Below are 12,186 nucleotides of genomic sequence, written 5' to 3'. Positions count from 1 at the left end.
TGACGTCTATTCCTTCACCGCCCCAGTCATCGCCGACACATAGTGCTCGACGAAGAACGCGTAGAGGATCACCAGCGGCAGCGAGCCGACCAGGGCGCCGGCCATCAGCGAGCCCCATTTGTAGATGTCGCCGTCGACGAACTCGTTGACGATCGCGACTGGCACGGTTTTGTTTGGCGTCGATTGCAGGAAAGTTAGCGCGTAGATGAATTCGTTCCAGCACAGCGTGAACGAGAAGATGAACGCCGAGATCAGCCCCGGCACCGCCAGCGGCACGATGATCTTAGTGAGGATCTGCCAACGCGAGGCGCCATCGATCAGCGCGCATTCCTCGAGCTCGAACGGGATGGTCTTGAAGTAGCCCATCAGCAGCCAGGTCGAGAACGGGATCAGCAGCGTTGGATACACCAGGATCAGCGACAGCGGCGAGTCGAACAGGCCGTAGGCCTGGATCACCGAGGCCAGCGGAATGAACAGGATCGACGGCGGCACCAGATAGGCCAGAAAGATCGCGCCGCCGACGCTGTCGGCGCCGCGGAAGCGCAGCCGTACGATCGCATAGGCGGCGAGCACGCTGGCGAAGATCGACAGCACCGTCGAGGCGGCGGCGACGTACATCGTGTTCCACAGCCAGCGCGGATATTGGGTCTCGAACAGCAGTTTGGAGATGTGTTTCAGCGTCGGCTTGACCACCCAGAACGGGTTGTAGGTCTCCATGTCGATGAGCTGCTCGTCGGGTTTGATCGACGTCAGCGCCATCCAGTAGAACGGGAACAGCAGGATCACGATGATGATCGCGAGCGGCAGATACAGCGTCCCCAGCCGTCGCGGCAGCGACTCCAGGTAGCTCATGCCCTCGCTGTCGTCGTCCTTGGCGACGGTCGCAGCCTTGACGGCGAGGCGCGGATCGGAGGCGGTGGTCTCAGTCATTATCCGATCCTTGCTGCCACTTGCGGCGCTGCATGCCGAACCAGGAGATGGCGATCGCCGCGAGCAGGAACGGGATCATCGCGGTGGCGATCGCGGCGCCCTCGCCGAGCCGGCCCGACAGAATGCCGCGCTGATAGCTCAGAGTCGCCATCAGATGCGTGGCATTGACCGGGCCGCCGCGGGTCAGCGCCCAGATCAGTTGGAAGTCGGTGAAGGTGAACAGCACCGAGAACGTCATCACCACTGCGATGATCGGCGTCAGCAGCGGATAGGTGATATAGCGGAAACGCTGCCAGCTGGTGGCGCCGTCCAGCGTCGCGGCCTCGTACAGCGACGGCGACACCGTCTGCAGCCCGGCCAGCAGCGTGATCGCCACGAACGGCACGCCGCGCCAGATATTGGCGAAGATCACCGAGGCGCGGGCCCAGGTCGTGTCGCCGAGGAAGTTGATGTTGTGGTCGATCAGCCCGAGCTTGATCAGCGACCACGAGATGATCGAGAACTGCGAGTCGTAGATCCACCAGAACGCAATCGCCGACAGCACCGTCGGCACGATGAACGGCACGAGCACCGCGGCGCGGATGATCGCCTTGAACGGCATGTGGCGGTTGAGCAGCAGCGCGAGATACAGACCGACCGCGAATTTGATGGCGCTGGCGACGGCCGTGTACAGGATGGTGTTGAACACCGACAGCCAGAAGATGCTGTCGTCCCACAGCCATTGATAGTTTTCGACGCCGACGAACACACCGTCGCGCCCGATCCGCGCGTCGGTGAAGCTCATCCACACGCCAAGGAACAGCGGATAGGCGAGGAACAGGATCAGGAACGCAGCCGCCGGCATCATGAACCACAGCGCGACGAAATTGCGGTTGGTCTTGAGCCGCTGCCAGGCGGAGGGGCCTGAGCTCGCTCGGATGGCCGCCGATGTATCGAGGGTGCTCATTCAAACTCCATCGCCGATCGCAGCCGTTACTTTCGGCCTCCTCTTTCGTCATTCCGGGACGCGCCTCTTGGCGTGGGCCCGGAATCCATACTCCCGGCGGTGGTTATGGATTCGGGGCTCGCGCTGCGCGCGACCCGGAATGACAAAAGAGAGGCAGTCATCTCGGTCTAAGCGGGAGGCCGACGAGTACGCCGGCCTCCCGGTCTCAACACCTCACGACCTGAAGATCCGCTTCGCGGCGCGTTCGGCACTGCTCATCGCGGTCTTCACGTCTTCGCGGCCGGTGCAGTAGTTGGCGAACATGTCGACGACGACGAAGTCGGCGATCGCCGCCGCCGCGTTCTCGCCCATTTGGCCGAGGCCGGCCGGCGACATCGCGGTCTTGGCGACGTCGCGATACGGCGTGTTCTTCGGATCGGCGGTCCACATCGGGTTCTTCTCGTAGTCGTTGAGGAACGGCGACAGATAGCCCTGCGCCGCCTCGACCCACGGATTGAACTGCTCCGGCTCCATCATGAAGGCGGTAAACGCCTTGCACGTCTGCGGGAACTTGGTGAAGTTGAAGATCAGGATCGGGAAGCCAAGATGCAGTTCGCGGCTCTTGCCGTCGGTGCCGACCGGCAGATGCGCGTGGTTCATGTCCTCGGCGATCTGCTTGTTCTCCTTCTTCGCCGTGACATAGACCGAGATGCCGTTGACCGTGAGATAGAGCTGGCCCGCCAGGAACGCCTTGTTGTTCGAGGCGTCGTTCCACGACGCGGTGCCGGGGATGAAGTTGTCGTACAGGCCCTTGACGTATTCCAGCGACTTGGCGGTCTCCGGCGAGTTGATGACGACCTTGTTGTCCTTGTCGATAAGGTTGCCGCCGTGCGACCACAGAGCCCAGTACAGCCAGGTGTTGGCGTCGCCCGAGGCGTGGCCGAGCGCCATGCCGGCCGGCGTGCCGTTCTTGTTGAGGCCCTTCACCAGATCGGCGAAGCCGCCGAGGTCCTTCGGAAACTCCTTGTGGCCGGCCTTCTCGGCGGCCGCGACGCGGTAATTGATCAGCGCGCCGGTCGCCGCGACCGGGATGCCGATCCACTTGCCGTTGTACATGCCGTAGGTCTTGCCGGAGTCGGCCCAGCCGCCGCACTTCTTGGCGAGATAATCGGCGACGTCGGTGACGTCGGTGCACTTGCTCGGAAACAGGAACGGCAGCGAATACAGGCCCCATACCATGTCGAGCCCCTGCCCGGTGTTGGCGGCGACCGAGGCCTTCGGCTGGATGTCGTCGTAGGATTCGTTGGAAACGTTGATGGTGACGTTGTTGGCCTTCTGGAACGCATCCACGATCTTCATGAAGGCGGCGTCTTCGGCTTCGACGAAGCGCTTCCAGCGCAGCAGATTGATCTTGGCGCCCGGCTCCGGCTTCCACGGCGACGCCTGCGCCCACGCTTTCGCATACCCCAGCAATTGATCGGCGGACATCGTCGCCGCCGCGGCGAGCATCGTCGCACCACCCTTCAGCAACGAGCGTCGATCGAATCCGAAATCAGTCATCGTTCGTTAACTCCCTCTGTCTTGCTTGATTGGTATTGATTGGGTCGGCTTCGAAAGTCGGACTCTTGCTGGCCCGCTCGTTCGGCCGAGGACATCACAGGCGCTGGCCGGTCTCCTTGTCGAACAGATGCGCCACCTGCGGCCGCGGCCGTAGATGGATGACGTCGCCGGGCTGGACCTGGTGACGCTCGCGGAACACCGCGATCAGCTCCTGCGTGCCGACGCGCGCGACGATCTGGGTCTCCGACCCGGTCGGCTCGACCACCACCACCTCGGCCTCGATGCCGCTGTCGGCGAAGTCCAGATGTTCAGGGCGAATGCCGTAGGTGATCGGGCGGCCGTTGCTGTTCGCCGGCGCCGCAGTGATCGGCAGCCGCGCGCCGTTCGCCGTCTCGACCCAGGGCTGACCGCCATTGACCTTGAGCGTGCCGTCGAGAAAATTCATCGCCGGCGAGCCAATGAAGCCGGCGACAAACTTGTTGGCCGGACTGTCGTACAGATCGAGCGGCGCGCCCATCTGCTCGACGATGCCGTCCTGCATCACCACGATCTTGTCGGCCATGGTCATGGCCTCGATCTGGTCGTGGGTGACATACACGGTCGTGGTCTTCAGCCGCTGATGCAGTTCCTTGATCTCGGTGCGCATCGCAACGCGCAGCTTGGCGTCGAGATTGGACAGCGGCTCGTCAAACAGAAACACCTGCGGATCGCGCACGATCGCGCGCCCCATCGCGACGCGCTGGCGCTGGCCGCCGGAGAGCTGACGCGGAAAGCGGTCGAGCAGCTTGCGGAGATCGAGAATGTCGGCGGCCCGGTTGACCTTGTCGTCGATGGTCTTCTGATCGGCGCCGCGCAGCTTCAGCGAAAAGCCCATGTTCTGGGCCACCGTCATATGCGGGTATAGCGCGTAGTTCTGGAACACCATTGCGATGTCGCGCTCTTTCGGCTGCACATCGTTGACGACGCGATCGCCGATCGAGATCGTTCCGGAAGTGATTTTTTCCAGGCCCGCGAGCATCCGCAGCAGAGTGGACTTGCCACACCCGGATGGGCCGACAAGCACGACGAACGCGCCATCCTCGATCGGAACCGTCACGCCGTGCAGGACTTCGAATCCGCCAAATGATTTACGCACGTCGTGAATCTGCACCGACGCCATACAGAACCTCCCGGGATCGGCCTTTGAGGTGCGGTCGTTGCCGCTGGCCTGATCTTGTTGGTGCTACCTATAGCAGAACTTCACGGAGCTGTCGCGCCGTGAAATTCCACCGGCTCTCAGCATCACCGCCAATTGCGTAGCTGCCGGCGCCGTGTCACCATGCGCCCCCGCCGATGACTCACAAGACGCTCAAGACGCCTGCTCAACGGCGTGTGCAGTGCGGGAGAAACAATGAACAAGGTCACTTCCGGGATCGCCCGGCGTAAACTCCGCTCCAGCGAATGGTTCAACGATCCTCATAACCCGGCGATGACCGCGCTCTATCTCGAGCGCTATCTCAATTACGGGCTGACCCGCGGCGAGCTGCAGTCCGGCAAGCCGATCATTGGTATCGCACAGACCGGCAACGACCTGTCGCCGTGCAACCGTCATCACCTGGAACTGGCGCAGCGCGTGCGTGAAGGCATCCGCGCCGCCGGCGGCATCGCGATGGAATTCCCGGTGCATCCGATCCAGGAAACCGGCAAGCGGCCGACCGCGGCGCTCGATCGCAACCTCGCTTATCTCGGTCTCGTCGAAGTGCTGTTCAGCTATCCGCTCGACGGCGTGGTGCTGACCACCGGTTGCGACAAGACCACGCCGGCCTGTCTGATGGCGGCCGCCACCGTGAACATCCCGGCTATCGTGCTGTCGGGCGGGCCGATGCTCAACGGCTGGCACAATGGCGAGCGCACCGGCTCGGGAACGGTGGTGTGGAAATCGCGCGAACGCCTCGCCGCCGGCGAGATCGACTACGATGAATTCATGGAGGCGGTCGCCTCCTCGGCGCCCTCGGTCGGCCATTGCAACACGATGGGCACCGCCTCGACGATGAACTCGCTGGCCGAAGCGCTCGGCATGTCGCTGCCGGGTTGTGCGGCCATTCCGGCGCCCTATCGCGAGCGTGGCCAGATCGCCTACGCGACCGGGCTGCGCGCAGTGGAGATGGTCTGGGAGGATCTCAAGCCGTCCGACATCCTGACGCGCCAGGCATTCGAGAACGCCATCGTGGTGAATTCGGCGATCGGCGGCTCCACCAACGCACCGATCCATCTCAACGCGCTGGCCCGCCATGTCGGCGTCGAGCTCAGCATCGACGACTGGCAGAGCGTCGGTCACAGCATCCCGCTGCTGGTCAATCTGCAGCCGGCCGGCGTCTATCTCGGCGAGGAATATCACCGCGCCGGTGGTGTACCGACGGTGGTGCGCGAGCTGATGGCGCACGGCAAGATCCACGAGGACGCGCTCACCGTCAACGGACGCAACATTGGCGACAATTGCCGCGCGGCGCCCGCGCCCGACGGCGACGTCATCAAGACCTATGACGGGCCGCTGGTGCAAGACGCCGGCTTCCTGGTGCTGCGCGGCAATCTGTTCGACTCCGCCATCATGAAGACCAGCGTGATCAGCCTCGAATTCCGCGAGCGCTATCTGTCAACGCCGGGCGATCTCAACGCTTTCGAGGGCCGCGCGATCGTGTTCGAGGGGCCGGAGGATTATCACCACCGGATCGACGATCCCGCTTTGAACATCGACGAGCACTGCATCCTGTTCGTGCGCGGCACCGGGCCGATCGGCTATCCGGGCGGCGCGGAAGTCGTAAACATGCAGCCGCCTGCAGCGCTGATCAAACGCGGCATCCTCTCGCTGCCCTGCATCGGCGACGGCCGCCAGTCCGGCACCTCGGGCTCGCCGTCGATCCTGAACGCGACGCCGGAAGCCGCGGCCAATGGCGGGCTCGCGTTGCTGAAGACCGGCGATCGCGTCCGCATCGACCTCAACAAAGGCAGCGCCGATATTCTGATTTCGGACGCCGAGCTGAAGCAGCGCCGCGCCGATCTCGAAGCGGCCGGCGGCTTCGCTTATCCGAAGCACCAGACGCCATGGCAGGAGCTGTATCGTTCGACGGTCGGCCAGCAGGCCACCGGCGCCTGCATTGAATTCGCCACGCGCTATCGCGATATTGCGGGCACCGTCGGCGTGGCGCGGCATAATCATTGATAACGTTATTCCGGGGCGCGCGAAGCGCAAGCCCGGAATCCATAACCACCGCCCTGATTGCTTAGGCACCGCGGCCGTGACAACTAACTATCACAGGGGTTAAGGATTCCGGGCCTGCGCCTGCGGCGCATCCCGGAATGACAAACTCTCAGGCTGCGCAACGACGCAAACGACAATGGGGGAAAGATGTCCGACCGGCTCAAAGGCAAGCGTGCATTCGTCACCGCGGCTGCGGCGGGGATCGGGCGTGCCAGCGTAATCGCGTTCGCGCGCGAAGGCGCCGACGTCTTCGCCACCGATATCGACGAGGCCGGCCTCTCGTCCTTGGCAGATCACGGCGTCACGCGTACCGCGAGGCTGGACGTCCGCGACACCGCAGCGGTCGACGCAATGGCTCAGGAGATTGGCACCATCGACATCCTACTCAATGCCGCCGGCTTCGTGCATCATGGCACCGTGCTGGACTGCTCGGACAGCGATTGGGACTTCTCGTTCGATCTCAACGTCAAGTCGATGCACCGCACGATCCGCGCTTTCCTGCCCGGCATGCTGGAGACCGGGCGCGGCTCGATCGTCAACATCTCCTCGGCCGCCGGCGTCTATAAGGCCGCTCCGAACCGTTACGTCTACGGCGCCACCAAGGCCGCGGTCGCCGCGCTCACCCGCGCGGTCGCGGCGGACTTCATCACCCGAGGCATCCGTTGCAATGCGATCTGCCCCGGCACGATCGAGACCCCGTCGATGCTCGGCCGCGCCGCGGCACTCGGGCCGCAGGGGCGCGACATGTTCGTGTCCCGCCAACCGATGGGCCGCCTCGGCAACGCCGAGGAGATCGCCGCCCTCGCCGTCTATCTCGCCAGCGACGAAAGCGCCTTCACCACCGGCGTCGCACATATCATCGACGGCGGCTGGACTTTGTAGGGCTCCTGCAATGACAGAGACCCGTCATTGCGAGGAGCGAAGCGACGAAGCAATCCAGCTCAGTGCAGTGCGCCCTGGACTGCTTCGCTTCGCTCGCAATGACGAACCTACTCAATCGGCTCAGGGGACAAAGCGCAGATGAACACCATCGATCTCAACCATCGCTGCGCGGTCGTCACCGGCGGCGCACAGGGATTCGGGCGGGCAATCGCGGAGAGGTTCGTGGCTTCCGGCGCGCGGGTCGCGATCTGGGATCACGACATCGCCTTCGCCGAGAAGACCGCAAAGGAAATCGGCGGCGACGTCGTGACTGCGTATCAGGTCGATGTCACCGATCCCACAGCGGTCGATCACGCGCGCGACGCGACGCTCGCCGCATTCGGCAAGATCGACATCCTGGTCAACAACGCCGGCATCGCAGGCGTCAACAAGACCGTGTGGGACACCGACTACGAGGAATGGCGCAAGGTGCTGCGGATCAATCTCGACGGCCCGTTCATCTGCTGCAAGTCGATCGTGCCGGCGATGATCGCCCACAAATACGGCCGCATCGTCAACATCGCGTCGATCGCCGGCAAGGAAGGCAACCCCAACGCCGCTCACTACTCCGCGTCGAAGGCGGGGCTGATCGCATTGACGAAATCACTCGGCAAGGAGCTCGCGTCCTACGACATCACCGTCAACGCGGTGACGCCGGCAGCGGCAAGGACTGCGATCTTCGACCAGATGACGCAGCAGCATATCGATTTCATGCTGTCGAAGATCCCGAAAGGCCGCTTCGTGCTGGTCGAGGAACTCGCCGCCATGGTGGCATGGCTGGCGTCGGAGGATTGCTCGTTTTCCACCGGCGCCGTATTCGATATTTCGGGCGGACGCGCGACTTACTGAGCGCTCGGGCCGGCCTGATTTCAGCCGAGCGGCTTGCGCCATTCCATGATCAAGAACCACGGCGCGCGCCGATAACGACTCACGGTGTCCGGATCGCCGCCATGAGGCAGCGGCTCGGAGAAATGCACGAGCTGCAGGCCGTTCTCGAGCAGCACCGACATGTAGGTGCTCAGCGGCCGATGCCAATTGCGGATGCGGATCCCGCGCCATGACACCCAGTCGGCGCGCTCCGTCATGTAGTTGTCGATCCGAAGCTGAAGCTTGCCGTCGGCGTCGCGTGTCCAACCATCCGGCTGCGAGGCGGTCATGAAGCTGTTGAGGTTGGCGATCAACAAAGCTCCGCCCGGTCTCAGCACACGGGTCATCTCCGCGATCGCCGCGGCGACGTCCGGGATATCGATCAGCGTGAGATAGCTGACGACCAGGTCGAACGAGCAATCTGGAAAAGCCAGCGCCTCGGCCCGACCCATCCGGTAGTCGCCGCCAGGATCGAGATGTTGCGCGCGCTCGATCAGCGCCTGCGTCGGATCGATCCCGATTGCGGCGATATCCAAGCTCCGCAGCTTGCGGCAGAACCGGCCCTCCCCGCACCCGACGTCGAGGGCACGCTGGAAGCCGCCCGCGCTCACCCGCGCCAGCATCGGGGCATCGAGAACGAACCGTCGCCCGAAATCGCCTTCATCGGCCATATCGGCGATCCACGCCGCCGCCGATTGATCCCATCCGTCAGCCATACGAGAGCCCGCCACCAAGTCGTGGACGCCGATCGATCAGTCGGGCTGTACTCAGCCCTTCCCTTTCGTCCGGAAGATCACCGGCAGGCTGAAGGTCAGGCCTTCGTCGGCGATCAGCGGCGGGGGCGCGGGGACGGGGTCGGCGCGCTTCACCATGTCGAGCGCGGCCTGATCGAACGCCGCATCGCCGGAGCCTTCGACAATCCGCGTCGACAGCACGTGGCCGACCCGGTCGAGCTCGAAGCTGACGACGATCTTGACGTTCTTCTGCGGCGCATCCTTCGGATAACGCTTGTGCTTATCCAGATAAGCAACCAGTTCCTTCTGCCAGGTGGCGCGGATGCGCTGCGCCGCCTGGCCGACGCCCTGGGCCGGGGCCACGGAGCGCGGGCCCTCCTTGGCGGTTTCGTTGCTCGGCATCGCGGTGGCTTCGGCGGCAACCGACTCGGTCGAAGCCTGCTGCTGCACCACGGCCTTTTCTTTCTGCTCCTCGTCCGGCTTCTTGGCTTCCTGCTCGGTCACGACGCGATCGGCCTCTTCGGTCTGCTGCGGCGTATCCTTCGGCAGATCGCTTTCCTTGACCTCAGCCTTCTGTTCGTTGAGCGCCGGCGATGCCGCCGACGCGTCGGTGTCCGGTCCGGGCGGCAGATCGCTGGCTTCGTGCTTCGGCGACATCATCTCGACGCCGACCTCGATCGCCGGCGAGCCCAGCGCATCGTCGTCGAGATCATCGGCACGACTGGCAAGCGCCAGCGCAGCGCCGCCGGCGTGCAGCCCGACAGCGACGACGCCGGCGATCAGCCAGAGCGTGCGCGAAGGCTTGCGTGAGAAATCGAACTCGTTCATTCGCTCAACAATCGTTTGGCGTCCGCTTTCACGGAGCTGCCTTACCATGCGAAGCCGCCGGAGCGGCCTCCCGTTGCGCACCTGCGGCGCCAAGCCGCAAATCGCGTCGTAACGCTGCTACTGAGCGGCGGCGGGCGTAGCCCCTGGTACCGCTTCGAGCGCCACCAGCTTGATCTTGGCATAGCCGCCGGCGCGCAGCATCTCGAGCACATCCATCAGCTCGCCATACGGCACCGCACGGTCGGCGCGCAGAAAGATGAAGTTGTCCTTGCTCATGTCCGGCATCGAATTCAGCGTCTGCACCAGATCGACGCGCTTGACCTGGTTCTCGCCGATCGCCACCGCGAGGTCGGACTTGATGCTCACATAAGTCGGCTTGTCCGGGCGCTTCTGCGGAGTCGCCGTCGATGTCGGCAGGCTGACCGGCAGATCCACCGTCGACAGCGGCGCCGCCACCATGAAGATGATCAGCAGCACCAGAATGACGTCGATGAACGGCGTGACGTTGATCTCGTGGGTCTCGTCGAAATCGTCGTCGAGACCGTCGGAATCGTTGAGCGAGACGGCCATGCCCTACTCCGCCGCGCGGACGTGACGACCGCCGCCATGGCTGCGGTCGAGATCGCGCGACAGCAGCCGGAGTGCCGCGCCCGAGGCGCGCGCGACCATCTCGAGATAGACCTTAATCTCACGCGAGAAGTGATTGTAGATGATCACCGCCGGAATCGCCGCCACCAGGCCAATCGCGGTAGCGAGCAGCGCTTCGGCGATGCCGGGCGCCACCACCGCGAGGTTGGTGGTCTGCGATTTCGAAATGCCGATGAAGCTGTTCATGATGCCCCACACCGTGCCGAACAGGCCGATGAAGGGTGCCGTCGCGCCGATGGTGGCGAGGAAACCCATGCCGTGGCGCATGTGCCGGGACTCGGCGCGGACGATCTCGCTGAAGCTCGACGCCGCACGTTCCTTGATGCCGTCATCGCTCGTCAGCCCGGCCGACAGCCGCGCTTCGTGCAGCGCCGCACTCAGCAGCATCGACAGCGGACTGGTCTTGTCGCCGAGCGCAAGCTGGGCTTCGGACATCGAGCGCGCTTCGGCGACTTGCTTCAAAGCCGAGCGCAGCCGCCAGCGTGCGCGACCGAGTTCGATCTTCTTGGCGATGAAGATCGTCCAGGTGATCACCGACGCCAGCGCGAGGCCGACCATCACGGCCTTCACCACGATATCGGCCTGCAGGAACATCGACCAGGGCGACAGCTCCGCGAGCCCTGGCGTCACGCTGCCGTTCGGCGTCGAGCCGGAGGTCGGCAGCGCCTGGGTCGACCCCGTGGTCTCCGGCGCAGCGGTGGCCGGCTGCGTCGCCGGCGCCGACATCGCCGGAGCGGACGGCTGCTGCGCAAAGACCGGCGCGACAGGCGCCGCAAGTGACAGCGACAGCAACGCCGCGGTGATCAATCGGATTTTCGACAGTTTCATACTTCGGCCCAGTAGCGGATGAGGTTGTGATAGATACCGGTCAATTTGACCGTTTCAGGGTCATCGCGTCCCAGCCGCTCGACCAGGGCCTGAATGGCGCCGTCGAGATCGTAGATCATGCTGCGCGCATGGGCATCACGTACCATGCTCTGCAGCCAGAAAAAAGACGCGACCCGGGCGCCGCGGGTCACCGGAGTGACCATGTGCAGGCTGGTCGAGGGATAGAGCACGCAGTCTCCCGCGGGCAATTTGACTTCGTGCGACCCATAGGTGTCCTCCACCACGAGTTCGCCGCCGTCATATTCGTCCGGCTCGGCCAAAAACAACGTGACCGACAGATCAGTGCGAATGCGCAGGCCGGTGAGTGGGTCGCCGCGCACCGCGTTGTCGACGTGGATGCCGAAATGGTGATTGCCCGCCGCGGCGTAGCGATTGAACAACGGCGGAAAGATCTGCAGCGGCACCGCTGCAGACACGAACTTCGGATTGGCGGTCAGCGCCGAGATGATGCGACGGCCGAGCGCACGCGCCAGCTCGCTGTCGGGCGGAAGCTGCTCGTTGCGCTTGACCATGGCCGACTGTGCGCCGGCGGTGGAGCGGCCATCCTCCCAGTCTGCGGCGTCCATGAGGCGACGGAACTCCGCCACCTCAGGCTTCGACAGAACTTCGGGAATACAAACCAGCATGGCAACTCCAGTTCAGGCGGC

General features: G+C 64.1%; 12 protein-coding genes. 3 read left to right on the top strand and 9 right to left on the bottom strand.

Going from position 1 to position 12,186, the window contains the following annotated elements:
• Positions 1-6: 6 nt before the first annotated feature.
• From ACFFJ6_RS24150 to ACFFJ6_RS24135, 4 genes are all read right to left on the bottom strand, one after another.
• Positions 7-930, bottom strand: coding sequence for a carbohydrate ABC transporter permease (locus ACFFJ6_RS24150; protein ID WP_378392736.1), 924 nt, complete (start codon positions 928-930; stop codon positions 7-9).
• Positions 923-1,876 (bottom strand): carbohydrate ABC transporter permease, encoded by a 954-nt coding sequence (locus ACFFJ6_RS24145; protein ID WP_378392734.1) that lies wholly within the window; start codon positions 1,874-1,876, stop codon positions 923-925. The genes ACFFJ6_RS24150 and ACFFJ6_RS24145 overlap by 8 nt, the downstream gene beginning before the upstream one ends.
• 213 nt (positions 1,877-2,089) lie before the next feature.
• Positions 2,090-3,415 carry an ABC transporter substrate-binding protein gene (locus tag ACFFJ6_RS24140; RefSeq protein ID WP_378392732.1) on the bottom strand — a complete coding sequence of 442 codons (1,326 nt, stop codon included), beginning with the start codon at positions 3,413-3,415 and terminating at the stop codon, positions 2,090-2,092.
• 94 nt (positions 3,416-3,509) lie between these two features.
• Entirely contained in the window at positions 3,510-4,574 is a 1,065-nt protein-coding gene (locus tag ACFFJ6_RS24135) for an ABC transporter ATP-binding protein (RefSeq protein ID WP_378392730.1), read from the bottom strand.
• Between the two features lie 231 nt (positions 4,575-4,805).
• On the opposite strand from ACFFJ6_RS24135, the gene ACFFJ6_RS24130 reads away from it, so the two are divergent.
• The 3 genes from ACFFJ6_RS24130 (at position 4,806) to ACFFJ6_RS24120 (ending at position 8,423) form a co-directional block, all read left to right on the top strand.
• Positions 4,806-6,614 carry an IlvD/Edd family dehydratase gene (locus ACFFJ6_RS24130; RefSeq protein ID WP_378392728.1) on the top strand — a complete coding sequence of 603 codons (1,809 nt, stop codon included), beginning with the start codon at positions 4,806-4,808 and terminating at the stop codon, positions 6,612-6,614.
• A gap of 186 nt (positions 6,615-6,800) precedes the next feature.
• Positions 6,801-7,535, top strand: a complete 735-nt coding sequence (locus ACFFJ6_RS24125) for an SDR family oxidoreductase (RefSeq protein WP_378392726.1) — start codon at positions 6,801-6,803, stop codon at positions 7,533-7,535.
• A gap of 138 nt (positions 7,536-7,673) precedes the next feature.
• Complete coding sequence (locus ACFFJ6_RS24120; RefSeq protein ID WP_378392724.1) at positions 7,674-8,423, top strand: SDR family NAD(P)-dependent oxidoreductase; 750 nt, start codon at positions 7,674-7,676, stop codon at positions 8,421-8,423.
• 20 nt (positions 8,424-8,443) lie between these two features.
• Here the strand turns inward: ACFFJ6_RS24120 and ACFFJ6_RS24115 are convergent, their stop codons facing one another.
• The 5 genes from ACFFJ6_RS24115 to ACFFJ6_RS24095 all read right to left on the bottom strand — a co-directional run bounded on the left by ACFFJ6_RS24115 (position 8,444) and on the right by ACFFJ6_RS24095 (position 12,165).
• Positions 8,444-9,157: a class I SAM-dependent methyltransferase gene (locus tag ACFFJ6_RS24115; RefSeq protein ID WP_378392722.1), complete on the bottom strand. Its 714-nt coding sequence runs from the start codon at positions 9,155-9,157 to the stop codon at positions 8,444-8,446.
• 51 nt (positions 9,158-9,208) lie between these two features.
• The gene (locus tag ACFFJ6_RS24110) at positions 9,209-10,003 is read right to left on the bottom strand and encodes a TonB family protein (RefSeq protein WP_378392720.1); all 795 of its coding nucleotides are present in this window, start codon (positions 10,001-10,003) and stop codon (positions 9,209-9,211) included.
• Between the two features lie 117 nt (positions 10,004-10,120).
• Positions 10,121-10,573: a TonB system transport protein ExbD gene (gene exbD, locus ACFFJ6_RS24105; protein ID WP_378392718.1), complete on the bottom strand. Its 453-nt coding sequence runs from the start codon at positions 10,571-10,573 to the stop codon at positions 10,121-10,123.
• 3 nt (positions 10,574-10,576) lie between these two features.
• Positions 10,577-11,479, bottom strand: coding sequence for a tonB-system energizer ExbB (exbB, locus tag ACFFJ6_RS24100; RefSeq protein WP_378392716.1), 903 nt, complete (start codon positions 11,477-11,479; stop codon positions 10,577-10,579).
• Positions 11,476-12,165: a Fe2+-dependent dioxygenase gene (locus ACFFJ6_RS24095; protein ID WP_378392714.1), complete on the bottom strand. Its 690-nt coding sequence runs from the start codon at positions 12,163-12,165 to the stop codon at positions 11,476-11,478. Before ACFFJ6_RS24095 ends, exbB begins: the two co-directional genes overlap by 4 nt.
• Positions 12,166-12,186 lie beyond the last annotated feature (21 nt).

This window comes from Rhodopseudomonas telluris (assembly GCF_042432815.1).
Taxonomy (GTDB): Bacteria; Pseudomonadota; Alphaproteobacteria; order Rhizobiales; family Xanthobacteraceae; genus Rhodopseudomonas; species Rhodopseudomonas telluris.
This window is presented reverse-complemented; position numbering and strand designations above follow the sequence as displayed.